The 26,306-nt window shown below is 62.1% G+C and carries 26 protein-coding genes and 6 pseudogenes; 8 read left to right on the top strand and 24 right to left on the bottom strand.

What is annotated here, in order from left to right:
* Positions 1–24: 24 nt before the first annotated feature.
* The 5 genes and pseudogenes from ABIF91_RS36250 to ABIF91_RS36230 form a co-directional block, all read right to left on the bottom strand.
* Positions 25–846: a virginiamycin B lyase family protein gene (locus ABIF91_RS36250; protein ID WP_028179751.1), complete on the bottom strand. Its 822-nt coding sequence runs from the start codon at positions 844–846 to the stop codon at positions 25–27.
* Positions 843–1,262, bottom strand: coding sequence for a carboxymuconolactone decarboxylase family protein (locus ABIF91_RS36245; protein ID WP_424579679.1), 420 nt, complete (start codon positions 1,260–1,262; stop codon positions 843–845). Before ABIF91_RS36245 ends, ABIF91_RS36250 begins: the two co-directional genes overlap by 4 nt.
* Positions 1,195–1,626, bottom strand: a complete 432-nt coding sequence (locus tag ABIF91_RS36240; RefSeq protein WP_028179753.1) for a MerR family transcriptional regulator — start codon at positions 1,624–1,626, stop codon at positions 1,195–1,197. Before ABIF91_RS36240 ends, ABIF91_RS36245 begins: the two co-directional genes overlap by 68 nt.
* Positions 1,627–1,784: 158 nt before the next feature.
* Positions 1,785–2,135: pseudogene (locus ABIF91_RS36235) on the bottom strand (transposase); the annotation flags it as partial.
* Between the two features lie 108 nt (positions 2,136–2,243).
* Positions 2,244–3,470 carry an IS256 family transposase gene (locus ABIF91_RS36230; RefSeq protein WP_038960272.1) on the bottom strand — a complete coding sequence of 409 codons (1,227 nt, stop codon included), beginning with the start codon at positions 3,468–3,470 and terminating at the stop codon, positions 2,244–2,246.
* A gap of 137 nt (positions 3,471–3,607) precedes the next feature.
* On the opposite strand from ABIF91_RS36230, the gene ABIF91_RS36225 reads away from it, so the two are divergent.
* Positions 3,608–4,759, top strand: a complete 1,152-nt coding sequence (locus ABIF91_RS36225; protein ID WP_224517727.1) for a zinc ribbon domain-containing protein — start codon at positions 3,608–3,610, stop codon at positions 4,757–4,759.
* Here the strand turns inward: ABIF91_RS36225 and tnpB are convergent.
* The 5 genes from tnpB to ABIF91_RS36200 all read right to left on the bottom strand — a co-directional run bounded on the left by tnpB (position 4,747) and on the right by ABIF91_RS36200 (position 6,788).
* Positions 4,747–5,055, bottom strand: a complete 309-nt coding sequence (gene tnpB / locus ABIF91_RS36220) for an IS66 family insertion sequence element accessory protein TnpB (protein WP_060907863.1) — start codon at positions 5,053–5,055, stop codon at positions 4,747–4,749. The two genes, ABIF91_RS36225 and tnpB, sit on opposite strands and share 13 nt — an antisense overlap.
* Positions 5,052–5,450 carry a transposase gene (locus ABIF91_RS36215; protein ID WP_026192391.1) on the bottom strand — a complete coding sequence of 133 codons (399 nt, stop codon included), beginning with the start codon at positions 5,448–5,450 and terminating at the stop codon, positions 5,052–5,054. Before ABIF91_RS36215 ends, tnpB begins: the two co-directional genes overlap by 4 nt.
* 121 nt (positions 5,451–5,571) lie before the next feature.
* Complete coding sequence (locus tag ABIF91_RS36210) at positions 5,572–5,769, bottom strand: hypothetical protein (protein ID WP_035682375.1); 198 nt, start codon at positions 5,767–5,769, stop codon at positions 5,572–5,574.
* A 610-nt stretch (positions 5,770–6,379) separates the two neighbouring features.
* Positions 6,380–6,511, bottom strand: a complete 132-nt coding sequence (locus tag ABIF91_RS36205) for a hypothetical protein (protein ID WP_283805432.1) — start codon at positions 6,509–6,511, stop codon at positions 6,380–6,382.
* Positions 6,512–6,587: 76 nt separating this feature from the next.
* The gene (locus ABIF91_RS36200; RefSeq protein WP_155252139.1) at positions 6,588–6,788 is read right to left on the bottom strand and encodes a hypothetical protein; all 201 of its coding nucleotides are present in this window, start codon (positions 6,786–6,788) and stop codon (positions 6,588–6,590) included.
* A gap of 65 nt (positions 6,789–6,853) precedes the next feature.
* Between ABIF91_RS36200 and ABIF91_RS36195 the strand changes: the two genes are divergently transcribed.
* Positions 6,854–7,003 carry a hypothetical protein gene (locus ABIF91_RS36195; protein WP_157783746.1) on the top strand — a complete coding sequence of 50 codons (150 nt, stop codon included), beginning with the start codon at positions 6,854–6,856 and terminating at the stop codon, positions 7,001–7,003.
* A gap of 210 nt (positions 7,004–7,213) precedes the next feature.
* Here the strand turns inward: ABIF91_RS36195 and ABIF91_RS36190 are convergent, their stop codons facing one another.
* Positions 7,214–7,510 (bottom strand): HU family DNA-binding protein, encoded by a 297-nt coding sequence (locus tag ABIF91_RS36190; RefSeq protein ID WP_018323108.1) that lies wholly within the window; start codon positions 7,508–7,510, stop codon positions 7,214–7,216.
* Between the two features lie 410 nt (positions 7,511–7,920).
* On the opposite strand from ABIF91_RS36190, the gene ABIF91_RS36185 reads away from it, so the two are divergent.
* Complete coding sequence (locus ABIF91_RS36185; RefSeq protein WP_028182152.1) at positions 7,921–8,223, top strand: hypothetical protein; 303 nt, start codon at positions 7,921–7,923, stop codon at positions 8,221–8,223.
* An 844-nt stretch (positions 8,224–9,067) separates the two neighbouring features.
* Here the strand turns inward: ABIF91_RS36185 and ABIF91_RS36180 are convergent.
* Both ABIF91_RS36180 and ABIF91_RS36175 read right to left on the bottom strand, forming a co-directional pair.
* Positions 9,068–9,295, bottom strand: a complete 228-nt coding sequence (locus ABIF91_RS36180) for a hypothetical protein (RefSeq protein WP_028182153.1) — start codon at positions 9,293–9,295, stop codon at positions 9,068–9,070.
* Positions 9,289–9,522, bottom strand: coding sequence for a hypothetical protein (locus ABIF91_RS36175; RefSeq protein ID WP_028182154.1), 234 nt, complete (start codon positions 9,520–9,522; stop codon positions 9,289–9,291). Before ABIF91_RS36175 ends, ABIF91_RS36180 begins: the two co-directional genes overlap by 7 nt.
* A gap of 90 nt (positions 9,523–9,612) precedes the next feature.
* On the opposite strand from ABIF91_RS36175, the gene ABIF91_RS36170 reads away from it, so the two are divergent.
* Together ABIF91_RS36170 and ABIF91_RS36165 are read left to right on the top strand one after the other, a co-directional pair.
* A complete protein-coding gene (locus ABIF91_RS36170) occupies positions 9,613–9,804 on the top strand; it encodes a DUF3072 domain-containing protein (RefSeq protein ID WP_028182155.1) in 192 nt (63 codons plus the stop codon).
* A 58-nt stretch (positions 9,805–9,862) separates the two neighbouring features.
* Positions 9,863–10,015, top strand: a complete 153-nt coding sequence (locus ABIF91_RS36165) for a hypothetical protein (RefSeq protein ID WP_155252140.1) — start codon at positions 9,863–9,865, stop codon at positions 10,013–10,015.
* Between the two features lie 201 nt (positions 10,016–10,216).
* Here the strand turns inward: ABIF91_RS36165 and ABIF91_RS36160 are convergent, their stop codons facing one another.
* Complete coding sequence (locus tag ABIF91_RS36160; protein ID WP_038952271.1) at positions 10,217–11,485, bottom strand: IS256 family transposase; 1,269 nt, start codon at positions 11,483–11,485, stop codon at positions 10,217–10,219.
* Between the two features lie 935 nt (positions 11,486–12,420).
* Between ABIF91_RS36160 and ABIF91_RS36155 the strand changes: the two genes are divergently transcribed.
* On the top strand, positions 12,421–13,764 hold the full coding sequence (locus ABIF91_RS36155) for an IS1380-like element ISBdi2 family transposase (RefSeq protein WP_208086440.1): 1,344 nt from the start codon (positions 12,421–12,423) through the stop codon (positions 13,762–13,764).
* Between the two features lie 437 nt (positions 13,765–14,201).
* Here ABIF91_RS36155 and ABIF91_RS36150 read toward each other — a convergent pair whose 3' ends face one another.
* Positions 14,202–14,399, bottom strand: a complete 198-nt coding sequence (locus ABIF91_RS36150) for a hypothetical protein (RefSeq protein ID WP_424579869.1) — start codon at positions 14,397–14,399, stop codon at positions 14,202–14,204.
* On the opposite strand from ABIF91_RS36150, the gene ABIF91_RS36145 reads away from it, so the two are divergent.
* Positions 14,388–15,656 carry an IS256 family transposase gene (locus ABIF91_RS36145; protein ID WP_424578651.1) on the top strand — a complete coding sequence of 423 codons (1,269 nt, stop codon included), beginning with the start codon at positions 14,388–14,390 and terminating at the stop codon, positions 15,654–15,656. The two genes, ABIF91_RS36150 and ABIF91_RS36145, sit on opposite strands and share 12 nt — an antisense overlap.
* 33 nt (positions 15,657–15,689) lie before the next feature.
* Here ABIF91_RS36145 and ABIF91_RS36140 read toward each other — a convergent pair.
* The 8 genes and pseudogenes from ABIF91_RS36140 to ABIF91_RS36105 form a co-directional block, all read right to left on the bottom strand.
* A pseudogene (locus tag ABIF91_RS36140) lies at positions 15,690–15,965 on the bottom strand (transposase); the annotation flags it as partial.
* A 6-nt stretch (positions 15,966–15,971) separates the two neighbouring features.
* Positions 15,972–16,835, bottom strand: coding sequence for an IS21-like element helper ATPase IstB (istB, locus tag ABIF91_RS36135; protein ID WP_038952122.1), 864 nt, complete (start codon positions 16,833–16,835; stop codon positions 15,972–15,974).
* Positions 16,744–18,334 (bottom strand): annotated as a pseudogene (gene istA, locus ABIF91_RS36130) (IS21 family transposase). Before istA (ABIF91_RS36130) ends, istB (ABIF91_RS36135) begins: the two are co-directional and overlap by 92 nt.
* Positions 18,335–18,434: 100 nt before the next feature.
* A pseudogene (locus tag ABIF91_RS36125) lies at positions 18,435–18,964 on the bottom strand (IS3 family transposase); the annotation flags it as partial.
* A gap of 83 nt (positions 18,965–19,047) precedes the next feature.
* Positions 19,048–19,815 (bottom strand): IS21-like element IS1631 family helper ATPase IstB, encoded by a 768-nt coding sequence (gene istB / locus ABIF91_RS36120; RefSeq protein ID WP_038952109.1) that lies wholly within the window; start codon positions 19,813–19,815, stop codon positions 19,048–19,050.
* Between the two features lie 4 nt (positions 19,816–19,819).
* On the bottom strand, positions 19,820–21,577 hold the full coding sequence (istA, locus tag ABIF91_RS36115) for an IS21-like element IS1631 family transposase (RefSeq protein WP_100214066.1): 1,758 nt from the start codon (positions 21,575–21,577) through the stop codon (positions 19,820–19,822).
* Positions 21,578–21,685: 108 nt separating this feature from the next.
* Positions 21,686–21,934, bottom strand: a pseudogene (locus tag ABIF91_RS36110) (transposase); the annotation flags it as partial.
* Between the two features lie 59 nt (positions 21,935–21,993).
* On the bottom strand, positions 21,994–22,290 hold the full coding sequence (locus ABIF91_RS36105) for a hypothetical protein (RefSeq protein ID WP_424579678.1): 297 nt from the start codon (positions 22,288–22,290) through the stop codon (positions 21,994–21,996).
* Between the two features lie 683 nt (positions 22,291–22,973).
* On the opposite strand from ABIF91_RS36105, the pseudogene ABIF91_RS36100 reads away from it, so the two are divergent.
* Positions 22,974–23,171, top strand: a pseudogene (locus ABIF91_RS36100) (PepSY domain-containing protein); the annotation flags it as partial.
* Between the two features lie 281 nt (positions 23,172–23,452).
* On the opposite strand, the gene gyrA reads toward ABIF91_RS36100, so the two are convergent.
* Positions 23,453–26,191 carry a DNA gyrase subunit A gene (gyrA, locus tag ABIF91_RS36095; protein WP_028180869.1) on the bottom strand — a complete coding sequence of 913 codons (2,739 nt, stop codon included), beginning with the start codon at positions 26,189–26,191 and terminating at the stop codon, positions 23,453–23,455.
* Between the last annotated feature and the right edge of the window lie 115 nt (positions 26,192–26,306).

The raw sequence follows: 26,306 nt of genomic DNA, 5'->3' as shown, positions 1-26,306 counted from the left end.
CGCGTTCAGGCTGGGCGCGCCGTACTACGGGGTTGCGCGATACACGGCGCCGACGCCCCAGGTTCCAACGAGCAGGTCACCATTCGCCATCCGGCCGAGCGCGACGACGCTGCCATCGAGGCCGTTCACGACCACTCGCGACAGGCCGCCAAACGACACGCGGCGCACCACGCCAGCCCCGTTGTCGATCGCAAGGACTGCATCGGGGCCGTCTGCCACGATGCCTACGCCAGGCCGATCGAAGCTCTCGCCAAGTTCTTGGGTCTTGCCATCCGGAAGAACGCGCGTCAGCCGTCCGCCATATTGTGTGGCGACCAGACTGCCGTCCGCCATCTCCACCACGCCCACCGGCAAGGACAGCGAACGCGCGACGACCCTGCGGTCGCCGCTGACGGCATCGATGCTGAGAATCTCGCCTGAAGACCGGTTCGCGACGAGCAGCCTGCCATTTCGGCTGAGGGCGATACCGGCCGGCGTGGCAAGATCCTTGGCAACGCGCGTGCGGGTGCCGTCTGGTGCGACGCGCTCGATATAGTCGCCAGAGTAGGACGAGATGTAGACGCTGCCGTCCGCACCAATGGCAAGGCCCGCCGGTGACGAAATTGCAGTGGCGAACACGGATCGACCGCCATCCGGTGTGATCCGCTCGACAGTGTCGCCGCTCCAGTTGGACACATAGACCGTTCCGTCGGCGCCGACGGCAATGCCGGTCGGCGACTTGAAGCCGTCCCATAATTTCTCCGGCGACGAGTGCTGGGCGCGGACCGGCGCCGGGGCAAGGCACGTGAGGGAAGCTGCAATGCCCAGGCTGCCGAGCAGAAAGAGAGTTTGGAGCAGGTTGGTCATGTCGCTTCTCCCGACGCCTGCCGTACGTCATAGGCGGCGAACACCTCCTTGGCTGCGAACAGCCCGTTCAGCGCGGCCGGGAAGCCCGCATAGACGGCCATCTGCATGATGATCTCCACGATCTCGTCGCGAGACAGCCCGACGTTCAGACCCGCCTCGAGATGCACTTTGAGCTGAGGCGTGGCATTTCCGAGCGCCGTCAGCGCGGCGATCGTCGCGATCTCTCGATCGCGCAGGCCGAGGTCCGGGCGGCAGTAAATGTCGCTGAACGGAAACTCGATCACGTATCGCGCGAAATCCGGAGCTATGTCGGCGAGTGAAGCGACGACCTTTTCGCCGGCACTGCCGTCAATGCGTGACAGGGCCCGCTGGCCGCGATCGAAGCGGCTTTCGGCTTGTGTTTGGGCGTGCGTCATTTTCCTTCGTCCTCTGTTCGCCGCCGGCATAGCCGGCGATCTTGGTATCAAGGACGAGCAGGCATTCCTGGAGTTCGGCAATCTGCGTGCGAACCTGTTCCCGGTGGATTTCCAGCATCTGCTGCCGGGCGGGCCCGGTGGCTTCGCCTTCATCACGAAGCGCCGCATAACGCAACATGTCTCGGATCGGCATTCCCGTGGTCTTGAGCCGACCGAGGAATGCGATCCATGTGAGGATCGATGCGTCAAAGTCACGCTGGCCGGAGCGATCCCGGTCAGCGTATGGCAGCAGTCCGATGCGCTCATAGTAACGCAGCGTGTGAGTCGACAAGCCGGTTCGTTTTGCGAGGTCGCCGATCTTCATGTGTGCCCGTTCTCGTACTGACGCACGTACAGATACCCCTTCGAGCGCGCTCTAACAGGCTGCTGAAGAAGTCTCGCTTTCGTGTGATTTAAGTCGTTTTGCAGGGGCGGGTCGAGATCGGATGTCGGACAAACGAGCTGGAACGCTGTCGCCTTGTCTCAGGCGATGGCTGGAGCCAGTAGTTTTGGAATGCGGATCAGATTGTAGGCAGCGACCGCAAACGTGAACACCGCGTTGGCCTTGGCAAGTCCTCGCACCTTGACCTGATCGAGGCCGGCCTGCGCCTTGATCCAGCCGAACACTTCCTCGATCCGCTTGCGCGAGATTTGGCTGATCCCGTAGCCCGCATGCCGCGTGGTGCGGCCATCGACCGCCGTCTTGCGGACCACGCCATGCTTGCTGACCGTGCCGTTGATCGCAACGTGCGGCGTCACCTCGCGCTTACGCAAATGTTGGACAAAAGAGGTCGCGTCGTAGGCCTTGTCCGCGCCCAGCGTCATGCGACGCTTTTGCTTCCTCCTCCTGCCTTTCCGACGATCGACCAGGGAGTGTCAGAAGTTTTGTGTAAGAGCGTCTCTGTGAGGGGTTTGCGGGGTCAGCGGACTGACCCCATGGGGTCAGTCCGCTGAGCCTGCAAAGCGCTCGCCGAACTGGATGGCAAACTGGCCCATTGCGGCCGTCCATGCAACCGGTCGTCGCCAATGGATGCCGGCATTTCTGATGGCGAGGTAAAGCAGCTTCATCGCCGCCTCGTCGTTGGGGAAGCTGCCGCGTGTTTTGATGATCTTGCGCAGCGAACGGTTCAGCGCCTCGACCGCGTTGGTGGTATAGATCATTTTGCGTATCTCCGGCGCGAAGGCGAAGAACGGAATGACGTGCTCCCACGCCCGGCGCCAGGCCGCCCCGATCGCGGGATAGCGCTTGCCCCACTCGGCTTCGAAGTCCTCGAGCCTGAGCAGAGCGGCGTCGGCATTCTCGGCATGATAGATCGCCTTGATCGAGGGAAGGATCGCCTTGCGATCCTTCCAGGACACGAAGGATAGGCTGTTGCGGATCAAATGCACGATGCAGGTCTGGACCATCGCCTTGGGAAAGACGCTGTTGATCGCCTCGGGAAAGCCCTTCAGACCGTCGACGACGGCGATCAGGATGTCGGCGACGCCGCGGTTCCTCAGATCGTTCATGACCTTGAGCCAGAATTTGGCGCCTTCGGTTTGCTCGATCCAAAGCCCGAGCACGTCTTTCTCGCCCGATGCAGTGATGCCCAGCACGACGTAGACTGCCTTGTTCTTGACCATCCCCTCATCGCGAATCTTGACCCTGAGCGCGTCGAAGAAGACCACCGGATAGATCGCTTCCAGCGGCCGGCTCTGCCATTCGCGGACCTCGTCGAGAATCGCGTCGGTGACCTTGCTGATCAGATCGGGGGACACCTCGGTGCCGTAGAGCTCGGCCAGATGGCCCTGGATCTCCCGTACCGTCATGCCCCGCCCGTAGAGACTGATGATCTTCTCGTCGAAGCCGTCGAAGCGGGTCTGGCCCTTCGCGACGATCACCGGTTCGAACGTGCCGGCGCGGTCGCGCGGCACCTCGATCTCGATCTCGCCGTCGTCCGTCAACAGCGCTTTGCTGCTTGTGCCGTTGCGGCTGTTGCCCGACCCGCGGCCCGCCGGGTCGCCCTTCTCATAGCCAAGGTGGTGGGTCAGTTCCGCACCCAGTGCGCGCTCCAGAAGCGCCTTCTTCAGTCGTCTGAAAAGCCCGTCTTCGCCGGCTAAGTCTTCTGGCTTGAGGCTGCCCCCGGCAAGAAGCTGGTCCAAAATCTCAGGTGAAAAATCCGTAGCCATGTGAGTCTCCTGTCAAAGGTAAACTCACAGAAACCATCTTACACCGAGTTACTGACACCCTCCGATATCCAGCCTATATCGACTGGCCAATTTATGAAAAAATCCGATCCGTCATCAGAGATAACCGAGCCGAATACATGCGCATCAAAACCCGCGGCGCGCCTCGCAATGGCGAGCTCCTGCTCCACGGCATTGCCTGGTGCGCACGATGTGGCCATAAGATGTACGTCCGCTACAAGGGCGGCGGCGAATATGTATGCAATCACCTGCGTACCCAGGAAGGTCAGCCAACCTGCCAACACATCCGCGCCGCCCATATCGATGCAGCCGTTGGCGACGCATTCCTAACCGCACTAGCGCCGGCCGAACTCGATGCCTTGTCGCGCTCCCGCCGGGTGCAGCAGCAGACGAACAATGCGCTACGCTCCAGTGCAGAACGAGAGCTCGAGCGCAAGCGATACACGGCGGCGCTCGCCGAACGGCAGTTCAACCGAGCTGATCCAGATAATCGGTTGGTCGCCTCGGAACTCGAGCGTCGATGGGAAGCGGCGCTAAACGACGTGCGCGCCGCCGAAGAGGCGCTTGCCCGACAGACGCCGCCCAAAGCCATCACACAAGTGGCCATAAGCAAGGAGCTCAACGACAAGGTCATCAGCCTCACCGGCCGCCTCCCGCAGATATGGGGTGACGAGACTATCTCGGATGCGCATCGCAAGGCGTTGTTGCGATGTCTCATCGAAAAGGTCGTTCTCGACCGCGGTGAGCGCGACTTGGCCCTGGCTAGGATCGTCTGGCGGGGAGGCGCCGTGACGGAGCTCGAAGTGAAGATGAGCGTCAACTCCGTCACCAGATTGACGCGAGGCACAGAGATGCGGGAACGCCTTCTGACGCTCGCTCGCGACGGCGTCCCAGACGACAAGATCGCCACAATCCTTACTCGGGAAGGTCACCGCTCTCCCCGTTGCGCCGATAAGGTGCTGCCTATCACCGTTGGGCGGCTCCGTCGTGCCGCCGCCATCAAGGTAACTGCCCAGCGCAGCCGATGGGAGCATGACGACTCATACCTCAGCCCGCCCGAACTGGCCCGAAGGCTCGAGATTCCAGTAAACTGGCTCTATGTTCAGATCCGAACCAAGCGTTTGCTAATTGATCGCCAGCCCAGCGGCGCCTATCTCTTCCCGAATACACCATCCGTTCTTCACGCCATCGGAGACCTTCGAAACCACGTCATCGCGCAACTTGATCTAAGAATCTGTCAGCCTAACAAGGAGGGGCATCAACATGGGTGATCGAACAGCGCTTCGAACTGCACGCGCGTCAGATGCATGACGCCGTCGCTGATCTGCGGCCACTCGAAACGACCATCGCGGCCAAGGCGCTTGTAGACCAAAACGAGGCCCGTGCCGTCCCATAGCAAAATCTTCAGCCGGTCGGCGCGCTTCGAACGAAAAACCACGATCAGGCCCGAATGCGGATCGAGCCCAAGCGTGTTTTGCACAAGACCGGCCAGCGCGTCGTGCCCGCACCGGAAGTCAACAGGACGCACAGCAAGCACAATCCGCAGTCCCTGCGCCGGAATGATCATGCGCCGCGCTCGATCGCAGTCACGATCTCCGCGATCCGCACCGCCGACACGTCCGCATCCAGGCGGACCGAAACCTTGCCAATCGTAATCTCGACGGGCCCCTCGCTCTTGCCTGACGCCACTGGATCGCTCAGCTCGATCGACACGAAATCCGCCGCGTCGTCCGTGACCAATGCGAGCCGGCCAGCACGCGCCAATCTGCGCCACGTCGTCAACTGCTGGGCCTTCACACCATAACGCCGTGCGACATCACATACCCGGGCGTCGGGCTTCATGCTCTCGAAAACAGCGCGCCCCTTGATCTCCGCAGACCATAACCGGCCTCCAGAACGCGTCCGGCGCGTAAGCTTCCCCACAAAGCCATCAGCTTCGGCTTCCTCCCCCGATTGTTCCATCGCCTTCAGTCTCCTCTCGGCTCTCTGACAAGCCAAGGATCGCAGAGCGAAAGCCGAAGCGAAACCAGTCAATCAAATGGGAGAAAAGCTCCGCTTACATTGATCCCAATCGCATCGCGCTTTAGTTGGCGTGCGCCGCCTGGCCCGCCGTGCGCACCAGCCTGTCGGCCTTGACCGCCACGCGCGTGTCCTCGGCCTGCGGCCGCAGCGAGAAGCTGATCACCACGAAAGCGAGACAGAACAGCGTGCCGACGACGGCGACGCGCCGGTAGGTGTGTCGGTCGCCTTGGTAGAAGGACGGCGTCGAAAAAGGCGTCATGACAAAATTGCTTCTTGGCAAAGTCGCTTCTTGCTTCTTGCCAGACACCTATCCCAGCCCGCAGCAAGCGCAACGCGATTGGGCTTTTAACCTAACCGAATAGGGTTATCGGCGTCCGCGCAAGCACTCGTTAGGCACATCAGAGGCGGCACCTCTGCCGTCGGGACAGGCGAAAGACCGGCCGACTTTGTTCCGGCTTCGACTCCATTTCGTTCTCGAAGAACGAATCGGAATCGCAGAAATGGGTGCGGAGCAGTTCTTAACAAGCACTTTGCGACCTCGATCAGGGCAGTCCGCATCCATGGCGCTTTCCTCGCCTCGCGCTTTCGGAGAAGCCACGCGCGGGGCCGGGCATCACTCCGTCTCCTTCCGACTGCGGGGCCGCATCGCCGCCGCCAGGCGCCCCCGTTCTGCATCCGACTCCATTTCGTTCTCGAAGAACGAATCGGAATCGAGAAAACCGGTGCGGAGCGAATCCTAACGATCGATGAAGGCGCGAACTCTCGCACCTTCGGCGGCACAGCTCTTCGCCGGTGAACTCTTCGGCGGCAAATCGCGCGAGAGCGGATGGACCGCGATCACGAGCGCGGGCTGGTCTCGTCGACGCTGATCAAGCCGCCCGCTTCGTCTTCTTGGAGAAGCATTCGAGGATCTGGATGCGGAGCTCTTCTGCGGCAGGCCCCTCGAGCTTCCTGAGCTCGTTCCAAAGCCTGATCACTTCGCGCTGTTTTTCGACAGTCATGAGTCACCTCCAAAAAAGTCTCCCAAGGCGGCCCACACTAGAACAAAATGAGAACAAAAAGTCCAGCCCCTTCCAGCTAAATTTCGCTGGCCTCCCGTTGAACCTTTTCGGAGCGGCATAGACTTACGGAAGCTGGGGATTTCAGCGCCCAGTCACACAGCAGCGCCGCCTGACGAACATACTCCGTCACCGCGGCGCTGTTGCTTTTTAGATTTTCAACCTTAAGTTTGAAATACGGTTGGCGGCCAGGCGCTGAAATCCCAATGCCGTCAGCCAAGAGAGCCCCGCGCGAAAGCGCGGGGCTTTTCTCTTGAAGTCGGTGACTCTCTTGAAGTCGGCGACTTGGCGACGCGCGCGGATTGCATGCTGGCGAAACGAAGCCTCGCCCTTGCGCATCGACCGGCCGAAATCCAGTGGGCCGGCAACGGTGCGGCGCAGCCGTTCGACGCCACGGAAGCCGGCATCGCGAGCTTCGTCATCGAGGGCCGATGATCTGCGAGGTCTGTGAGAACGAAACCTCTGCCGGTCTGCGCGGCTTGCGGGAACCGCAGAGCCTGCCCGGCCAGAGCGACCGGCGCTCCCTATGGTTGTCCTGATCATCCGGTGATGTTCGGACGTCGCCTTCGCCGAGCACCACCTCTTCAGCCATTGTTCGTCGCGCGGCCTTGCGAAAGTGCCCGCCGCAACGATATCGCCTGCGCCTCAGACGGCGTCCTTGGCGACCTTCAGCGGCGAAGCCTTGACCGATTTGCTCGCGGGCTTCGCCGCAAACTGCATCGGCTCCTTGGTGAAGGGATTGACGCCCATGCGCGCTTCGGTCGCCGGCTTGTTCACGACCGACATCTTCACGAAGCCGGGAATGACGAACTCACCGGACTCATTGAGCTCCTTGTAGCCGACCGTCGCCATGTACTCGATCACCGACTTCACGTCGTTCTTCGAAAGCTGCGTGCCCTCGGCAATTGCATCGATCAATTGGGTCTTCGTCATCTTCGCCATGTCTGAATTCCTTTGAATGGGGGCGCGCGAGCAATTCCCGGAGAGGACGCGGCCGGACCGCGGGGGCGCGCTGCTGATTCATGCCAGAGGTCATGAAGTGTCCGGGCTTAGAACCCATCGAGGCCGAAAACGCAAGCACGGGTTCGCAGGGACTCCCTTCCTCCTGTGAACGATGCCCGCTCTCTTTTTGAACCATTCGGCGGCTGGCGCGTCCTGGGATTGAGGTCCCCAAGCCTCCCCCAGAGAGCCCCGCCTCCCCCCAGGCGGGGGTTTTCGCTGTCGAGACTTTTGTTGATCCGCCTGCTGTGTCACCTGCACGTGAAACCTGTGGCTCGGCCGGCGTTGTTGACACTTCGGTAACCTAACGCGGCCAAGCTTCAATCAGGTCTGTTGCGTTGGAGTATCCCACAGTGCTGGATTTTGACGAGCTGCGTGAACTCGCGGCTGATGTTCGTATTTTTGTCGAGGTCGCCGAAGACAAGGCCGAAGCGCTCAGGGCCGTCATCGCGGCTTACGACGTCGTGCTGGCGATCTTCCCCACTGAAGAGGGCATGGGTCTCCACGTCATCAAGGGCCGCGAGATCCTGGACGGGATTGCGAAGTCGCGGACGCATGCGATGTACAGCCACACCGCCATCGCGGTTCCCGACCTCGCACATGCAGAAGCGCTCAAGTTCCTGACGACACCTGTCGACCACCGGCTTGCGGCCTAAAGCATGATCCGGAGAAGTGCGTAGCGGTTCTCCCTCGCGACAAACGCGGAACGCGTTTGCGCGGAGATCATGCTTGAACAACAACCTGAAGCGCGATGACGATTCATGCTGGTCGCATCGCGCTTTAGCCGCTGGTGCGAATGTGCCGGTCTCGCCGCGAGGCACGGCCGACGCGGCGCGCGCTCAGCTCGCGAATGAAGCCATATGCGCTTGCCCGGCAGGTCCGGCTGTGGATTTTTCTTTTGAACTTTCTGCCGGCTCGCGCGTCTTACAGTTGAAGCGTCCCCAAGCTTCACCCCCGACAGAGAACCCCGCTTCCCCCAGGCGGGGTTTTCGCTTTTTGGCGCGCTCGCGCTGCATCGGCTCGCCCGGAATTTCAAGCCTCTCTTTGCCGTTGACCCGGCTCCCCTCCCGAAGCACCTTTTCGGCGGGCAGGCTTTTGAGGAGGAGTTATGCCGATAACCCTTGTGGAATTCAGAGCGCAGAACCTTCGTTTGCTGGAACGGCTTTGTCCCGATGATCCCCGATACATCCAGGCCTGGTTGAAGCAATTCGACGAGCAGAACGGGATTGCACCCGAAGCGCGTCCGAAGCCCGGCAAAACGCGACGGACTGCTCCGCCGAGGAAGGCCGCTTCGCCCGGTCGGACCAGGTCAGCGGCCTCCTCCTCGGTCTCGCCACGCTGATCGGCGCAACGACCGCGCATGTCTTCGCTCCTGTTGCCCTTCGTAACGGGAGCGCAGAAGACAGTGCGATGACGGCCACGCCTGCGCGTCGCATCTCGAACGGGACACCGGCGACATGCCCCGATGCGATGCACGAGCAACGATACGAGGGCAGCCGCTCACGGAATATCCGCGGCCTTCCGGCTGTCGCCGATCGAAACCGGCTTGTTCAGGAAATACTCGCGGTTGCCTGTCGCGGCTTCCGCGTACTGGTCGATGGCCACGATGATGGCCTGGACGTGGGCGTAGCACCACCCTTCCCGCGTCGCCTTTCTACGAACGTCCTCGAGCGCGGTCAGGAAGGGCGACAGCTCTCTCTCGTCGTCGAACCAGCGCCTGCTCACCATGTCCTCCCGCCGAGCACCCTGCCCTTGTTGTGATGCGGCTCTGCGCTCCTCAGCGCGTCGCGCTGGGCGCAGAGACCTTCAACCTTCGCCTCCATCCGCGACAGCAGCGCTTCGGCCGAGGCGGTCCCGACGCCCGCCCGCTGCAGCTGCAGGATCTCCTTTCTCTGCCTGCCCATCTGGATGCGCATCCGTTCGATCTCCCGCCTGACAAGGTCCAGGTCCGGCATGTTCAGCCCTCGCTGATATGAATATGGCCCAAGAGAACAAAAACGGAACGAAGAGTCGAGTCCGGCGTTTGACGGAAAAGGAGATTTGCGATGGCGGACAACACCCGGAAGGAACCGAAGGACTGGGTTTCCGGGGACGACCCGATGACGGGAGCCCAGGAATCCTACCTCAAGACCCTCGCCGAGCAGGCGCATCGGGACCTGCCCGAGGAGGAACTGACCAAGGCCGAGGCCTCGGAGCTGATCGACGAGATGCGGCAAAAGGCCGGGCTGGAGCGGTGACCCGTATTCTTGCGGGAATCCGGAGCCATGTGTATGCAAACGAAATTGGGAATCGAAAATGCCTTATTTCGTTTGCGCCCGCGACGGAGCGGGCCAGATCATTTTGAAGCGCGACACAAGGGAAGCGGCCGAGAAGAAGGCCGCCGACCTCCGTGACATGGGCTATTTCGAAGTCGAGGTCGTCGTGAAGGATGTCGAGAGGGCGGCGTGAGGGAGTGGGCACGGTCGGCGGAGTTGGCCGTGCATGATCAAACAAGCGCTGCGGCCTCGGCTGCTTTCAAGGTCGAGCCAATCTGCCCCGCGGTGCCCCAAGGCGCAGCAACCCTGGGGGGGCGTGGCTCATCTCCTAATCAAGCTCGCCTCGCTACGGCGATGACCAGAGCTATGGCTGATTTTGGGTGACGCGGCCTGATCAGGCGGCGTGGCTTTCAGTGTTCGGAATGACTTCGATTCCGTCGATGAACTTTACACCGGCGATGACTTTCGGCAACTGGTTCGTGCTCTTCAATCGCCGCCAGGTCTTCGATGCGGCGTCGATGAGCTTGAACACCATCAGCTTCGCAGTTTGTTGCGACAGCGATCCCTTGGTCCGCACCGTTCGGTGGCGCACCGTGGCGAAGACGCTCTCGATCGGGTTCGAGCTGCGTAGGTGGATCCAGTGCTCAGCAGGGAAGTCGAAGAAGGCGAGCAGCGCATGGCGATCCTTGATCAGGCACTCCACCGCACGTCCGTATTTGACGTGGTATTTCTCGACGAAGACGTCGATCGCGGTTTCAGCTTCGGCCCGGTGTGGGGCCAGATAGATGTTCCGCAGGTCGTTCTTCATGGGGCCCTGCACGGATTTGGCGACCTTGTCGAGTACGTTGCTCACTTTATGGCACCAGCATCGTTGGTGCCGCGTGCCGGGAAAGGCCTCGTCCAGTGCCTTCCAGAAGCCGAGGGCGCCGTCGCCGATGGCGAGTTGCGGGGCAATCCGTAACCCGCGTTGCCGCAGGTCGATCAGGAGTTCGCGCCAGCTCTGCGCGCTCTCGCGCACGCCGACCTGGAAGCCGATCAGCTCCTTCTTGCCTTCCGGCGTGGTGCCAATCAGCACCAGCATGCATTCGCTGTGATCTTCCATGCGGGCCTGCAGGTACACGCCATCGGCCCAGATGTAGACATAGCGACGCGCCGACAGATCGCGTCTCTGCCAGCGTTCGTACTCGACCTGCCAATCGGCCTTCAGGCCGGCGATCACCGAAGGCGACAGGTTCGGCGCATCCTTGCCGAGCAGCGCCGAGAGCGCCTCCTGGAAGTCGCCGGTCGAGATGCCGCGCAAATAGAGGACCGGGATCAAGGCATCCAGGCTCTTCGTCCGCCGCGCCCATAGCGGCAGGATTGCCGAACTGAAGCGGAGGCGGTCGCCTGGCCCGCTCGCTCCGCGGTCGCGGACCTTGGGACGAGCGACCTCCACCGGACCGATGCCGGTCGCAATCTCGCGCACCGGACCGTGCCCATGTCGGACCAGGCGCGCTCGACCGTCGGGCAGCGTCAGATTGGCCGTGCTGGCCAGAAACGCGCCAACCTCGATCTCGATCGCCCTGGCAAGCAGGTCCCGCGCGCCGGCACGAACGATATCGGTCAGTGGATCATCAACCGCGGACGGCTGACGGAAAGCAAGAACATTGGTAGTCTCGGTCATGGCGTATCGCTCTCCTCGAGAGGTTCTGGCAGGCTCGTCACCCGCCTCGATACGCCGCCTTCCTCACACCGTCATCACCCAGATTCCGCCATAGCTCCGATGACCACCACGATCAGAACAGCAGCCCCGATCGCCCAGACGCCGTCAGCGCTGATGCTCGCGCCCCATAGATTGACCAGAAGTTTGTCCGACATGATGCAGCTCTCCATTTGAAAAACTTGAAGAGCGAATCGTTCAGGGGGGACTTTTCTACTTAGGCACATCCCGCCAAATCTGCGCAAAAAGGCTGGCACAGATAAAGTGGTAATCGAGCGATTCCAGATAGTTAGATTGCAACATCGCACATATATTTAAAGCGCCGTGGCTCGCTATGTGAGTTAGTGATTGATCTGACAGGCGAATTCCGATGCGTTATGCGGGAATCTTTACCGCCGTCAGTCATCCATATCGGTGCACGAGACGGTCCAGAAGGCCCCTAGCCCGTCTTATTCGCGAGAGGGCGCCTGAGAGGCTGGCGAGCGTGGTGTAAAGCGCTGATGCGGCGTAGGATTCGGTTGCGAAGCCACCCCATCACCTTCAACCGCGAACGCCACGCCCGCCATGACCGATGATACGATTTCAGACCACTATCGAGAAGCAAGAATTCAACACAAATAAAACCTCTGCCTCGCGCTCGATCTCTTCATGCTTGATAGTCTCGTTTCGGAGGCTGAGCACCTACCGCGTCTAATAGGCCGCTCGCGCCGGTTTCTTTGGACGCGGCACGACCGCGACTCCACGTTTCGGCACAGAAATGATCGGGAGTCACTCAATCTTTCTTCAACTTAACCCGTCTTATTCGTAAGAGTGCGCCTGAGGGGTAAAGCGCTGATGCGGCGTAGGATTCGGTTGCGAAGCCAACCCCATCACCTCCAACCGCGAACGCCACGCCCGCCATGACCGACGATACGATTCCGCCCTTCTCGTTTCCAGCCGTTCACGCCAAGAAAGTCACAGCTGCCTTCGATGGTGGGCGCCTAACCTCGAACGGGGGCGTGATGCTTCTGGCGATGGCCGAGCGGCGTCTCGGTTTGGCCAACAATCTGGCCCGGGTGTTCCCGGATCGGCGCGATCCGACGCGGGTCGTGCACAGCCTGGTCGATATGTTCCGCGCTCGCATGTTCGCGATCTGCTGCGGCTACGAGGACGCCGACGACCTCGATCATCTGAGGTCCGATCCGGCATTCAAACTGGCCTGCGGTCGCCTACCGGACACGGGCCGGGATTTGTGTTCCCAGCCGACGCTGTCGCGGCTGGAGAATGCTCCGCGCCTGCGCGACGTGATCCGGCTGACCTACACTTTGGTCGACGCATGGATGGATAGCTACCCGCGCGAGCCGGCATCCGTCACGCTCGACATCGATGATACCTGCGACGTCGTCCACGGCCATCAGCAGCTCTCGCTGTTCAACGCTCATTATGACGAACGCTGCTTCCTGCCGATCCACGTCTACGACACGGAGAAGAGCCGGCCCGTGGCGGTCGTGCTGAGGCCCGGCAAGACGCCGGGCGGCGTCGAGGTGCGTGCCCATCTGCGCCGCCTGGTACGGCATATCCGGACGCGATGGCACAACACGCAAATTACGTTCCGTGGCGACGGGCACTATGCCCGGCCGGAGGCAATGGCGTGGTGCGAGACCAACGGCATCGACTACATCTTCGGTCTGTCCGGCACCAAGCCTCTCGCCAGAAAAGTCGACGAGGTCGCCGACGACATCCGCACGCGACGCGCCATCGAGAACCTGCCGGTTCTGCGTGGCTATACCGAGACGCGCCACAAGGCAAAGTCCTGGGATCGCGAACGGCGCACCGTCGCCCGTATTGAGGCGACGATGCTCGGCCTCGACATCCGTTTCGTCGTCACCAGCCTCGATGTCGGCTCGGCCGAGTGGATCTACGACAGCCTGTATTGCGCGCGCGGCCAAGCCGAGAATCTGATCAAGCTGCATAAGACGCAGCTCGCCTCCGATCGCACCAGCTGCCGTTCGGCGCTCGCCAACCAGGTCCGTCTCGTGCTCCATACGGCCGCTTATTGGCTGATGCTGACCGTGCGCGACGCCATTCCCAAAGCCCGGGAATTGGCCGCTGCCGAGTTCGCGACGCTGCGTCTTCGGCTCTTGAAAATCGCCGCCCGTGTCGTCGAGACCACGAGCCGCATTCGCCTTGCGTTTGCCGCGGCATGTCCCGAAGCCGACCTGATCTGCGGCTTGCCCGGCGCGCTGCTGCCGCTCGGTCCTTGACCGGCGGGGCGTCCGCCCCGTTCGCCCAACCCATCCCTCAAGCGCGTTGCAAAGTACCGGTCGTCAGGCGGCGAAAAGCCGAAGGCAATCCTGTGCGCCTCGTCAGACAAGATGTGCGGCCGCATCAATCGGGCCCAAAAGCCGCACTCTCACGAATAGGACGGGCTAGCCCAAAATTTCTTGCTTTCAGTCGGTACAGCAAAAGACACACGGCAAGGAGCTATGGCTGATTTTGGGTGACGCGGCCTGATCAGGCGGCGTGGCTTTCAGTGTTCGGAATGACTTCGATTCAGAGCTGGCCCCGGTTGTTTGGACAGCGCCCCGCTGGATTTAAGTGGATTCCTGCCGGGTTATGCTGAACGCGGGGCTTTACGGTTTTGTCGTTGCGTCGGGAGGGCGTAGCCCGACCAGAGCGACGACAAAACCGTCGGCGACGGTCATGCGGCCATCACCATAGCTTGCGTGCCGAAGTAAGCCTCGTCGGGCGTGCGCCCGTCAAGGCTCGAGTGAGGGCGTCCCTGATTGTAGGAGCTATGCGGGAAACTGGGTGATGACGGAATGAGATAGGCGGCGTATCGAGGCGGGTGTCGAGCCTGCCAGAACCTCAAGGAGAGCGATACGCCATGAACGAGCATAGCAACATTGTCCCACTGCGTCAGCCCGATGAGATCGACGATCCACTGACGAATATTTTGCGATCTGGAGCTCGGCAGCTGCTTGCGCAGGCTGTCGAGATGGAAGCCGAGGCGTTTCTCGCCGCGATGAAGGGCTTGAAGCTTCCCGATGGCCGCGACCGCCTCGTGCGACACGGCCATGGTCCAGTGCGGACGATCCAGACGGGGATCGGCGCCGTCGAAGTCGCCCGGGTAAAGATTCGCGATCGCGCGGTGACCAGCGATGGCGAGCGGATCCGCTTCACCTCGGCGATCCTGCCGTTGTGGGCACGGCGCACGAAGAGCTTGGATGCACTTTTGCCGGTTCTGTACCTGCGAGGCATCTCGACGGGCGACTTCCAGGAGGCGCTGGCGGCGCTCTTGGGCAAGGATGCGCCGAATCTTTCTCCGGCGGTGGTTTCCAGACTGACGACGGAGTGGCAGCTCGAGTACGAGCGTTGGCAGAAGCGCGATCTGTCGGCGCGCCGGTACGTATACGTGTGGGCGGACGGCGTCTTCCTGCAGGCTCGCATGGAAGACCACAGCGAATGCATGCTGGTGCTGATCGGCGCGACGCCGGAAGGCAAGAAGGAACTCATCGGCTTCCAGGTCGGCGTGCGCGAGAGCACGCAGAGCTGGCACGAACTGCTCGTCGAGGCGAAAACCCGAGGGCTGAAGATCGCCCCGGAAATCGCCGTCGGTGACGGCGCGCTCGGCTTCTGGAAGGCGCTCGACGAGGTCTTTCCCGCCACGCGACATCAGCGGTGCTGGGTGCACAAAACCGCGAATATCTTGAACAAAGTCGCAGTGTCGGTACAGGCCAGCATGAAGAAGGACCTGCGCGAGGTCTATTTGGCGTCCAACCGAGCTTCGGCCGAAGTGGCGATCGATGTCTTTGCCGAGAAATACGGAGCGAAGTACGACAAGGCGGTCGAGTGCCTGACGAAAGATCGCGACGCAATGCTTGCGTTCTACGAATTCCCCGCCGAGCATTGGGACCACTTGCGGACGACGAATCCCATCGAAAGCGTGTTCGCGACGGTCCGGCACAGAACGGTGCGCACGAAAGGTTCGTTATCGTCAACGACTGCCAAGTTGATGGTGTTCAAGCTGCTCTGCGCCGCATCAAAGACCTGGCGGCGGCTGAAAGGCACAAATCAGTTGCCGAAGGTCGTCGCAGGTGTCAGATTCGAAAACGGCATCGAGGTCATCCAAGTGCCGGAAAACCACGCCGCCTGATCGCCTCGTCACCCAAAATCCCGCATAGCTCTGATTGTAGAAGGCCAGATACTTGGCAATTGACGCTCGCGCCTCGGACACGCTGTCGTAGGCGCGGAGATATACTTCTTCGTATTTGACCGTGCGCCAGAGCCGCTCGACAAACACGTTGTCGCGCCAGGCGCCCTTGCCGTCCATGCTGATGGCGATCTTCGCGTCCAGCAGCACATCGGTGAACTCGAGGCTGGTGAACTGGCTGCCCTGATCCGTGTTGAAAATCTCGGGCCTGCCGTGCTTCGCCAACGCCTCCTGGACCGCTTCGACGCAGAAGGCCTGTCAATCGGCGTTTGACTGGGACCCCCTATCGGCCTCCAAAAGGGACCCCTTTGATCGGCGTGCTCTGCTGGTAGCGCTCGGGTCGTCGGAGCTGGTCGGGGTTGCGGAGACGGCGCGAGCGCGGGTTGTTTGAACATCGTCGCGGCTTTTGAATCGCCAGCTGTCGTTGCCGGTCTCGACGATGTCGCAGTGATGGGTCAATCGGTCGAGTAGCGCGGTGGTCATTTTGGCATCGCCGAACACGCTCGGCCATTCGCCGAACGCAAGATTTGTGGTGACAATGACTGAGGTGCGCTCGTAGAGCCGACTGATGAGATGGAACAAGAGCTGACCGCCGGATTGCGCGAACGGCAGATAGCCCAGCTCGTCGAGGACGATGAAGTCCATGCGGGTCAGATGCTCGGCGAGCCGTCCCTGCCGACCGTTGCGGGTTTCGGTCTCGAGCCGGTTGACGAGGTCGACGACGTTGTAGAAGCGTCCTCTAGCGCCATTGCGGATGCAACTTCTGGCGACGGCAATGGCCAGGTGTGTTTTGCCTGTACCGGTGCCGCCAACCAGCACGACGTTGCGTTGTTGGGCGATGAAGCCGCCGTCAGCGAGATCATTGACGAGAGTCTGATTGATCGGCGTGCCGTCGAACTGGAAGTCGGCGATGTCCTTGGCGAGCGGCAGCTTGGCAATGGTGAGCTGGTATTTGATCGACCTGGCTTGCTTCTCGTTGATCTCGGCGTTGAGCAGGTCGCCGACAATGCGCTGAGGTTCGTGCTGGCGCTTAACGGCAGTTGCCATGATCTCGTCGAAGGCAGCCTTCATGCCGTAGAGCTTGAGTTCGCCCATGAGGTCGAAGATTTGGGTTCGTTCCATCAGATGGTCCTCCGGAGGTTGTCGTAGCGGGCACAATCGGCGATCGGTGCATGACGGAGCGTCAGTGCGGCCGGCGTCATGATGTTGGCCGGTGGGGCGGGTTCACGTTGACGGGCCAGGATATTGAGAACGACATCGGCGGAATGAACGCCATGAGCGACCGCCTCGGCGCAGGCGGCTTCCACCGCGGGCAATCCGTCTGTCAGCACCGCATTGAGGATGTCGACCATCTGTCGATTGCCATCGTCGGCACCGGCGAGTTTGCGCCGTACACGCTCAATCGCTGCGGGCAGCACCCAGTCCTTGAAGGGAGCGCCATTACGCAAGGCACCGGGCTTGCGCACCAGCACGGGCACATAGTGCCAAGGGTCGTAGACCGTCTCGCCGCGACCGAATGATCGCGGGTGCTCGGCAACGATACGTCCATCCTGACGGATCACGATGCGATCGGCATAGGCTTGAACCTCGACCGGTCGTCCGACTGCGCTGGCTGCGACCGAGTACTTGTTGTTGTCGAAGCGCACCAGGCAGGTCTTCGAGACCGATGCCGTCACCGCATGGAAGCCGTCGAAGCGGCCGGCATAGGGAACGAGTTTGGGGCGTTCGGCTTCGAACACGTCCCAGATCGTCTGATCGGTCAGCTCCGGATGGCGATGAGCCTTGGCGTAGGCGATGCATTTGTCGAGCAGCCAGGCGTTTAACTCGTCGAGGGTTTTGAACCGCAGCCGCGGCGTGAAGAAGCGTTCCCGGACCAGCCCGACCTGGTTCTCGACTTGCCCCTTCTCCCAGCCCGACGCTGGCGTACAGGCGACCGGATCGACCAGATAGTGGCTGCACATCTGCAGGAAGCGGCGATTGTAGAGACGGCCTTTACCGACAAAGATCGTCTCCACCGCGGTCTTCATGTTGTCGTAGATGCCGCGGGTGCAGGTGCCTTTGAACAAGGCGAATGCCCGGTCGTGGGCGTCGAACACCATCTCCTGCGTCTCCCGCGGATAGGCCCGCACGAACAGCATGCGGCTGTGACAGAGCCGGACATGAGCAGCCTTCACCATCACCGTGGTGCCGCTCAGCAGGACGACCTCGTGGCTCCAGTCGAACTGGTAAGCTTCGCCGGGTGCAAAGCTCAGCGGCACATAAGCCGACGCTGTCGAGGTGCCGCGTTCCTTGCTCCACCGTCGTGCGTATCGACGAACCGCATCATAGCCGCCGGCATAACCCAGGCCGCGAAGCTCCTCGAATAGCCGGATCAGCGTCAGCCGTTCCCGCGCCGCCTTGCTCTCATTCCCTGCCAGCAACCGATCAAGCTCGGCACTCCAGGCACCCATCTTCGGGAGCGGCTGCGTCTCGCGCTCGTACCGGAACTCCGTCGCTTGAGAACGAATGACCTTGCGAACCACCTTCCGCGATACGCCAAGTTCTCGGCAGATCGCCTTGATCGGACGACCATCAACAAAGTAGGCGCGACGGATCTTACCAATCGTCTCCACCACCAGCATCCCAACCTCGGCTTCCATGACTCGATGGAAGCCACTGTGGACCCTTATCCCGGGGTCCCGATTGGATGCCGATCACCCCGAAAACGGGGTCCTTATTCCATGCCGAAACACACAAGGCCGCCTCCATTGTGATCGAGACGCGATGGGCCAGGACCCGTCGGCTGAACACATCGACGACCGCCGCGAGATAGACGAAGCCACGCCGCATCGGAATGTAGGTGATGTCCATTGCCCACGCATGGTCGGGCCGCTCGATCTTCAATCCGCGCAACAGGACGGGTAGATCTTGTGACCCGGAGCCGGCTTGCTCGTGTTCGGGCGACGATAGACCGCCTCGATCCCCATGCGCTTCATCAGCGTCGCGATGTGGCGGCGACCGGCGTATACGCCCTCCCGCCGCAGCAACGATCGCAGCATACGCGCTCCCGCGAAGGGATAATCGAGATGCAGCTCATCGAGCCGACGCATCAAGGCAAGGTCCTCGGCCGAAACTGGCCGAGGTTCATAGTAGACCGTGCTGCGAGCCAGCTTCAGGACCTTCGCCTGGCGCACGATAGAAAGATCATGATCGCGGTCGATCATCGCTTTGCGCTCAGCAGGCCCGCCTTGGTGAGCGCGCCGGACAAAAAATCGTTTTCCCCCGCGGGTCACTTCAAATTCCTCCGGGTGTGGTCAGTCAAATTCCTCCACCCGCGAGGCAGGACAAGGGACTGTTAGTTTGAGTTTGTTTCCCGGGCAAGAGCTTCAGCGGCTTCTTTGAGCCGATAGCTGCGTCCGTCGAACTCAAGCAGATGGCAATGATGCATAAGGCGATCGAGGATCGTCGTGCTCATAGTGTTGTCCCCAAGGTATGCCCCCCAATCCTGCACGACGCGATTGGAGGTGACGATGACGCTGCGGCGCAGTTTGTAACGCTGATGGATCAGGGTCTGCAGCAAAGTGCCGGCGTCGTCGGGGATGGCGCGTGCGAGGAATAGATCGTCCAGCACGAGGAGATCGCAGTCGATGATGGTTCGCAGCCGGACCTCGCGTTGTGCCGGAGAGTTCAGGGCGTAGCGGTGGAAGAAGTCGTCGGTCTCAAGATACTGGACCTTGTGGCTTTGCAGGATCGCCTGATAGGCAATCGCCTTGGCGATGTGCGACTTCCCGGTGCCAGGTTTGCCAACAAGCAGAGCGTTCTCGCCAGCGGCAATGAACGCCAGGGTGTGGAGCTGGAAGCAGGTCTGACGTGGCAGTTTGGGATTGAAGGACCAGTCGAACTCGGCGAGCGTCAGCTTTTCGTCGAGCCCGGATTGCTGGTATCGCCGCTCGATAAGACGGGACTGACGACGGTCCAGTTCATCCTGCAGGATAAGGGAGAAGGTCTCGAGGAAGGGCTGGTTGGCGCCCTGCGCCTGGAGCACGCGCGTCTGCAGCGTGTCGCGGACACCCGACAGGCGCAGCTGTCGTAGGCAACGCTCAATTTCCGGCATGGTCATCATGTGGCTAGGTCTCCAGTTTAAGGTGAGAAGGTGCAGCGGGAGCGCTCGTGGCGCCGGAGTTGGCCGGGGTTGCGCAGGCGACACGAGCGCGGATTGCCGTGGCGTGATCGTCGTGAGCCTCGGCCTGCCGACCATTGTCGTCGGCGTCGCGCCGCACAGCGCGGCTGAAGAGGTCGCCGTATTCCGCGGGGGTACGGATCAGCGGATGATCCTGGGTGAGCGGCGATGCCGGCTGTGGCGTCACTCCAACCTGCTCGATCGCCTGTTCGAACAACCGCTCGACGGTCGCACGCACGTGCTTGTAGCGGTAGATGCGGTTGTCGATGGCGTGCGCGCAGGCCTGCTCGACCAGCCGCGCCGGATACTTCCGGCCCAGCCCGACAATGCCCCACATCGCGCGCTGTCCGGGGCGCCCTTCGGTGTCGAACACCTGCTGGCACAAGGCCCTGGTCTGCGGTCCGATGCGCTCGGCGCTCGCCAGCAGCACGGCGGTTTGCCGCGACGGGTTGAACGGCCGTTCGCTGGTCGGCAGGACGACAGAACCGGGGTGCGCCATCCGGGAATGAACACGCAGCAGCGCACGGGTGTGGCGATCACGGATCTCGATCGTGGTGGTGTAGATGCGCACGACGACCTGGCTGCCGATCGGCGCGGGCCGCGCGGCGTAATAGCTGTTGTCGACGCGTACGGTGGTGTCGTCGCAGACAGTCCGGACGACTTCGGTGAAGATGCGGAAGGGAGCGACAGGCAGCGGCCGCAGGTGCGGCTTCTCTTCCTGGAACATCGCCTCGACCTGACGGCGCGTGCTGCCGTGGATGCGTTTGGAAGCCCAGTTCTCCTCCCAGTGCCTCAAGAACTCGTTTTGCGCCTCCAGCGTCTCGAAGCGCCGTCCGGCCAGCGCAGTGCCCTGGGTATGTTGAATCGCATTCTCGACGCATCCTTTCCGATTTGGATCGGCCACGCGCGCGGGATCGGCGACCACGGCGTAATGAGCCAGCATCGCGCTGTAAATCGGGTTGAGCTGGGGCTCGTACAAATCCGGCTTGAGGACGCCTTCCTTCAGGTTGTCGAGCACGACATAGCTGGGGACCCCGCCAAAATACCGGAACGCCTCTTCGTGGAGCTGCGCCCAGACTTGTTGGCTGGACTTCCAGACTACCCGCCGGAAGCTGCGCCGCGAGTAGCGTAGCGTCATCACGAACAGGCGGGGACGACGGTACCGCCCGCTCTTCGGATCAACCGTCGGCGCGCCCTCGCCATAGTCGACCTGAGCTTCCTCGCCGGGGAGGAACTCAAGACGATCAAACTGCTCAGGATCAGCGTGCCGCAACCGGCGCACAAACCGCTTGACACTCTGGTAGCTGGACGGAAAGCCAAATTGATCAACCAGGTCCTGGTAAATCGCCTGCGCGTTCCGCTTCAGCCGGACCTGTTCTTCGATCCACGTCCGATGCGCTTCGCAAGCCGAACGGGCCAGGCTGCTGGTGACCGTCGCTTCCGATGTCCCAAAAGCCGGTGGTCGGGGTGGAGGAATTTGGCCGTCCGCGCTCACCGAGCCGGTGGTCACTTCCCCGGGGGAATTTGCCTCCGCACCGGCCCGCAGCGCCTGATAACGCCGGATCGTCTTGCGATCGACACCCGTCAGCCGGTGAATCTCGCGCTGGCTGGTGTTGCGATCAAGTAATGTAAGTACGGTGCTTTGCAGATGTCGCTTCAAGACGTTCAACTCCCCGGCCCCTTGCTGGCTAAAGGGGTCGAACATAAACGTCCTGCCTGACCGGCTACTGCTGTTCAGCGGCGCTGACGGCGATCATCAGGTGGGGGAGTTTCAAGTGACCATACCCGGGGGATTTTGACCGACCCACGGGGTTTCCAACGCCAGCTCGCCGATCTTGGCATGTAACGCCTTCAAATCGACCGGCGTCTCGGCCGATGTCTTGTCATGCCCAAACACGCCGGCGGCGCCTTCCAGGAGCTGGTTTTTCCAGATCGTGATCTGGTTCGGATGAACATCAAACAGTTGCGCCAGCTCCGCCAGTGTCTTGTCGCCTTTGACCGCAGCCAAAGCAACCTTCGCCTTGAATGCCGGAGAATGCGTCCGGCGGCTCTTCTTCGTCATCTTCGCTCCTGATTCGCAGCAAGAATCCTCGCCGCTGTCAGGCAGAAAATCCACTCAAGCTACTGTCCGAATTTGCGGGGCCAGCTCTCCCGCTGTGCCACCTTGTCTTCCAATGTCGGGATGCCGAGTGGCCGTTCGGTCCCATCCGCCTTCGGGATGTAGTGCCGTCGCACCGGCGGCGCGATGTAACGTCCGGATTTGATGCGCGCCAGGAGATCACCGAGATTGGCCTCCAGATTCGCTTCATAGTCCGTCGCCATCATGCCGTCGATGCCGGGCGCGCCATCCTTGCGCGTCAGGCGATAGGCCTCGAGCATCCATTCACAGTCGATCAGGTGATGCAGCGAGGTCAGCACCCGCTTGGGATTCTTCCTCGCCAGATCGGCTATCCATTGTCGTTTCGTGGACAGGTTCGTGGGACTCAGCGTTCCCTCCCGTGTTTCTCGTCAATGGGTCTTAACGCGTGACGGCTCCCTTCCCTCGAGCGGGTCCCGGTGAGCCCAGTTCCCCGCCTTCCTCGGTACTACGAAGCCGCTACGACTCCCCGCCGCGCGCGTCCGTCGGCTTATGTCTTCACCTCGGGATTCCACATGCCTTGGTGTTTTCGTGTTCGCGTGCGCGCTCCCGATGCTCGCCAAGTCGGTCATCAGGCCTGGAGCGTTGCTGTGGCCGGTGCTCCGTGCCGGCTTTCCCATGTGGGCACAAACGGGACCTCTCAGGTTTCCTGGTGTCCCATCCCGTACCTTTGCCCTGCTCAGAGACCCCGGCCGAACCGGTCAGCCTGGCCATAGCGGCTTTCCCAGTGCTGCCCCCGGATCCAACACGGCGAAGGCTTCAGCACGACCGTGATTTCGAGGCTGGTCACAGGGCTTCAGTACCCGCTGTCTACGCTTCACGAGTGACGTTGCCGTCACCCATGCAAGACTCGCTTCCGGCTGGCGGGCTCCGCCTTTGCCGGGAGGGCGTCGAACCCTCTGGGTCACGTTGAAAGGTTTCAGACTACATTCTTCCTCCTTTCCAGGACTTATCCTGACGCAAGCAGGTGTCACGCCCGCTGCATTTCGGGGATTACGGCGGCCTGCCGCTCAAGATCATCTGGGCGCTTCTCGACTTCGCCGCCATCGTCGTGCTCGCGAGCGGCGTCTATCTCTGGCTCGGCAGGTGCAAATCGCCTCGGATCACTACGCGCGCGCAGGACCGGCCGCCTGTCGCAGCGACATCCGGAATTCGTCCATGACTCGCAAGCGCCACACCACGGGCGAGATCTTTCGCTGGCCGCTCCTGCTCGGAGTGCTCATCCTTGTCGGGCTAGCGTCAGCGCTGTTCGGAGACGATGGCTGGGACGCGCTGTCCTGGGCAGCACTGGCGATTCCGCTAGCCGTGCTCGGCTGGAAGGCATCGCGCCGGCCGCATCTTCCACGATCATAGGCCGGACACCGGCACGTCGCGCCATGCCGGTCCTGTCAAGTCGATTGCAACCGTCGACAGGGAACCGAGAGCTGACGGGATCTGCTTGAGCTACGAGCCGTTCCCGTTCTCGCCGTTGCCGCTTTCCGCCTCTTCCGTGATGTGCTCGACCGAGACGACGTGCTCGTCCTCGGCCGTGTCGAACACGATCACGCCCTGGGTCGAGCGGCCGGCGATGCGGATGCCTTCGACCGGGCAGCGGATCAGCTGGCCCTTGTCGGTGACCAGCATGATCTGGTCGGCATCTTCCACCGGGAAGGAAGCCACCAGATTGCCGTTGCGGTTGTTGACGCTCATGGCGACGATGCCTTTGCCGCCGCGGCCGGTGGTGCGGTACTCGTAGGACGAGGTCCGCTTGCCGTAGCCGTTGACGGAGACGGTCAGCACGACCTGCTCCTGCGCCGACATCTCGGCATAACGCTCCTGGGAGAGCTGGAAGCTGCCGGACGTCTCCTCGGCCTCGGCATCGGCCGGGACCTCTTCCGCCGCGGCTTCGCCGGCCACCGCTCGGCGCATCTTCAGGTACGCCGAGCGCTCGTCGGACGTGGACTCGACATGGCGCAGGATCGCCAGCGAGATCACCTTGTCGCCCTCGGCAAGCGCGATGCCGCGCACGCCCATCGAGGTGCGTCCGGTGAACACGCGCACGTCGGTGACCGGGAAGCGGATGCACTGGCCGCCGGCCGCCGTCAGGAGCACGTCGTCGCGCTCGGTGCATATCTGCACGTCGACGATCGCCTCGTTGTCGTCGAGCTTCATCGCGATGATGCCGGAGCGGCGGACGTCGACGAAGTCGGACAGCTTGTTGCGGCGGACGTTGCCGCCGGTGGTGGCGAACATCACGTCGAGATTGCCCCAGGTCGATTCATCCTCCGGCAACGGCATGATGGTGGTGATGCGCTCGCCCTGCTCCAGCGGCAGGATGTTGATCATCGCCTTGCCGCGCGCGTTCGGCGCGGCCATCGGCAGCCGCCAGACCTTTTCCTTGTAGACCTGGCCGCGCGAGGAGAAGAACAGCACCGGCGTGTGCGTGGAAGCCACGAACAGGCGGCTGACGAAATCCTCGTCGCGGGTCTGCATGCCGGAACGGCCCTTGCCGCCGCGGCGCTGGGCGCGGTAGGCCGACAGCGGCACGCGCTTGACGTAGCCGGCGTGGGAGACGGTGACGACCATGTCCTCGCGCTGGATCAGGTCCTCGTCCTCGACCTCGCCTTCCTGCTCCATGATCACGGTGCGGCGTGGCGTGGCGAACTCCGCCTTCACCTCGGCAAGCTCGGTCTTGATGATGCCCAGCACGCGCTCGCGCGAGCGCAGGATGTCGAGATAATCGGCGATCTCGCCGGCGAGCTTGTCGAGCTCGTCGCGAATTTCGTCACGGCCGAGTGCGGTAAGGCGCTGAAGGCGCAGATCGAGAATAGCTCTCGCTTGTTCCATCGACAGCCGGATCGTGCCATCCGCACTCATGCGGTGACGCGGATCGTCGATCAGCGTCAGCATGTCCTCGACGTCCCGGGCTGGCCAGTCGCGCGACATCAGGGTGTCGCGGGCGGTAGTCGGGTCGGGCGAGCTCCGGATGACGCGGATCATCTCGTCGATATTGGCGACCGCGATCGCGAGACCGACCAGGATATGCGCCCGATCGCGCGCCTTGGCGAGCAGGTACTTGGTGCGCCGCGTGACGACCCGCTCACGGAAGTCGACGAAGATCGTCAGCAAGTCCTTCAGATGCATGATCCGCGGACGGCCGCTGTCGAGCGCTACCATGTTGACGCCGAAGCTCGTCTGCAGCGGCGTGAATCGATACAGCTGGTTCAGCACCACATCCGGCACGGCGTCGCGCTTCAACTCGATGACGACGCGGTAACCTTCGCGGTCGGATTCATCGCGCAGGTCGCCGATGCCCTCGATCTTCTTTTCCTTCACCAGCTCGGCGATGCGCTCGACCATCGTCGCCTTGTTCACCTGGTACGGAATCTCGGTGATGATGAGCGCCTCGCGCTCCTTGCGGATGGTCTCGATCGCGACCTTGCCGCGCATGACGATCGAGCCGCGGCCGAGGTGATAGGCGGCGCGGATGCCCGCGCGGCCGAGAATGACGCCGCCGGTCGGGAAGTCAGGTCCCGGCACGATGTTGATGAGTTCGTCGATGGTGAGCGCAGGGTTGTCGATCAGAGCGACGCAGGCGTCGATGACCTCGCCGAGATTGTGCGGCGGGATGTTGGTTGCCATGCCGACCGCGATGCCGCCCGCGCCGTTGACGAGAAGGTTCGGGAACTTGGCCGGCAAGACCGACGGCTCGGTCTCGTTGTTGTCGTAGTTCGGCTGGAAGTCGACGGTGTCCTTGTCGATGTCGGCCAGCAGCGCCAGCGCCGCCTTCGTCAGGCGCGCTTCGGTGTAACGATAGGCGGCCGGGGGATCGCCGTCGACCGAACCGAAATTGCCCTGGCCGTCGATCAGCGGCACGCGCATCGAGAAGTCCTGCGCCATGCGGACCATGGCGTCGTAGATCGACTGGTCGCCGTGCGGGTGATACTTACCGATGACGTCGCCGACCACGCGGGCGGACTTGACGTACTTCTTGTCGGGCGTGTGCCCCTGCTCGTTCATCGAGAACAGGATGCGGCGATGTACCGGCTTCAGGCCGTCGCGCGCATCGGGCAGCGCACGTGCCACGATCACGCTCATGGCGTAGTCGAGGTACGACTTCTTCATCTCCTCGAAGATGGAGACGGGGCGAATGTCCGAGGGTTGCGCCGGCTGGTCGCCGGGCTTGTTGTCGTCGTCAGCCAAGGGGGAATCCGGTGAGATTTTGTCTGGGAATCATATAGCGCATCGGGGGGCGGATAACCACCCTCGCGGCGGGTCGAGAAGCGCTTTTTCCGCTTATTTTTCCAATGGCTTACGG

It is taken from the genome of Bradyrhizobium sp. USDA 241 (assembly GCF_049739505.1).
GTDB lineage: Bacteria > Pseudomonadota > Alphaproteobacteria > Rhizobiales > Xanthobacteraceae > Bradyrhizobium > Bradyrhizobium liaoningense.
The sequence above is the reverse complement of the archived record's forward strand: the minus strand, read 5'-3'. Positions and strand labels throughout refer to the sequence as shown.

Bases quoted from the DNA above. Each gene is read 5' to 3' on its own strand.
- ABIF91_RS36250 (WP_028179751.1), bottom strand. From the start codon at position 846: ATGACCAACCTGCTCCAAACTCTCTTTCTGCTCGGCAGCCTGGGCATT.
- ABIF91_RS36245 (WP_424579679.1), bottom strand. From the start codon at position 1,262: ATGACGCACGCCCAAACACAAGCCGAAAGCCGCTTCGATCGCGGCCAG.
- ABIF91_RS36240 (WP_028179753.1), bottom strand. From the start codon at position 1,626: ATGAAGATCGGCGACCTCGCAAAACGAACCGGCTTGTCGACTCACACG.
- ABIF91_RS36230 (WP_038960272.1), bottom strand. From the start codon at position 3,470: ATGGCTACGGATTTTTCACCTGAGATTTTGGACCAGCTTCTTGCCGGG.
- ABIF91_RS36225 (WP_224517727.1), top strand. From the start codon at position 3,608: ATGCGCATCAAAACCCGCGGCGCGCCTCGCAATGGCGAGCTCCTGCTC.
- tnpB (WP_060907863.1), bottom strand. From the start codon at position 5,055: ATGATCATTCCGGCGCAGGGACTGCGGATTGTGCTTGCTGTGCGTCCT.
- ABIF91_RS36215 (WP_026192391.1), bottom strand. From the start codon at position 5,450: ATGGAACAATCGGGGGAGGAAGCCGAAGCTGATGGCTTTGTGGGGAAG.
- ABIF91_RS36210 (WP_035682375.1), bottom strand. From the start codon at position 5,769: ATGACGCCTTTTTCGACGCCGTCCTTCTACCAAGGCGACCGACACACC.
- ABIF91_RS36205 (WP_283805432.1), bottom strand. From the start codon at position 6,511: ATGACTGTCGAAAAACAGCGCGAAGTGATCAGGCTTTGGAACGAGCTC.
- ABIF91_RS36190 (WP_018323108.1), bottom strand. From the start codon at position 7,510: ATGGCGAAGATGACGAAGACCCAATTGATCGATGCAATTGCCGAGGGC.
- ABIF91_RS36180 (WP_028182153.1), bottom strand. From the start codon at position 9,295: ATGGTGAGCAGGCGCTGGTTCGACGACGAGAGAGAGCTGTCGCCCTTC.
- ABIF91_RS36175 (WP_028182154.1), bottom strand. From the start codon at position 9,522: ATGCCGGACCTGGACCTTGTCAGGCGGGAGATCGAACGGATGCGCATC.
- ABIF91_RS36170 (WP_028182155.1), top strand. From the start codon at position 9,613: ATGGCGGACAACACCCGGAAGGAACCGAAGGACTGGGTTTCCGGGGAC.
- ABIF91_RS36165 (WP_155252140.1), top strand. From the start codon at position 9,863: ATGCCTTATTTCGTTTGCGCCCGCGACGGAGCGGGCCAGATCATTTTG.
- ABIF91_RS36160 (WP_038952271.1), bottom strand. From the start codon at position 11,485: ATGACCGAGACTACCAATGTTCTTGCTTTCCGTCAGCCGTCCGCGGTT.
- ABIF91_RS36155 (WP_208086440.1), top strand. From the start codon at position 12,421: ATGACCGACGATACGATTCCGCCCTTCTCGTTTCCAGCCGTTCACGCC.
- ABIF91_RS36145 (WP_424578651.1), top strand. From the start codon at position 14,388: ATGAACGAGCATAGCAACATTGTCCCACTGCGTCAGCCCGATGAGATC.
- ABIF91_RS36150 (WP_424579869.1), bottom strand. From the start codon at position 14,399: ATGCTCGTTCATGGCGTATCGCTCTCCTTGAGGTTCTGGCAGGCTCGA.
- istB (WP_038952122.1), bottom strand. From the start codon at position 16,835: ATGGAACGAACCCAAATCTTCGACCTCATGGGCGAACTCAAGCTCTAC.
- istB (WP_038952109.1), bottom strand. From the start codon at position 19,815: ATGATGACCATGCCGGAAATTGAGCGTTGCCTACGACAGCTGCGCCTG.
- istA (WP_100214066.1), bottom strand. From the start codon at position 21,577: ATGTTCGACCCCTTTAGCCAGCAAGGGGCCGGGGAGTTGAACGTCTTG.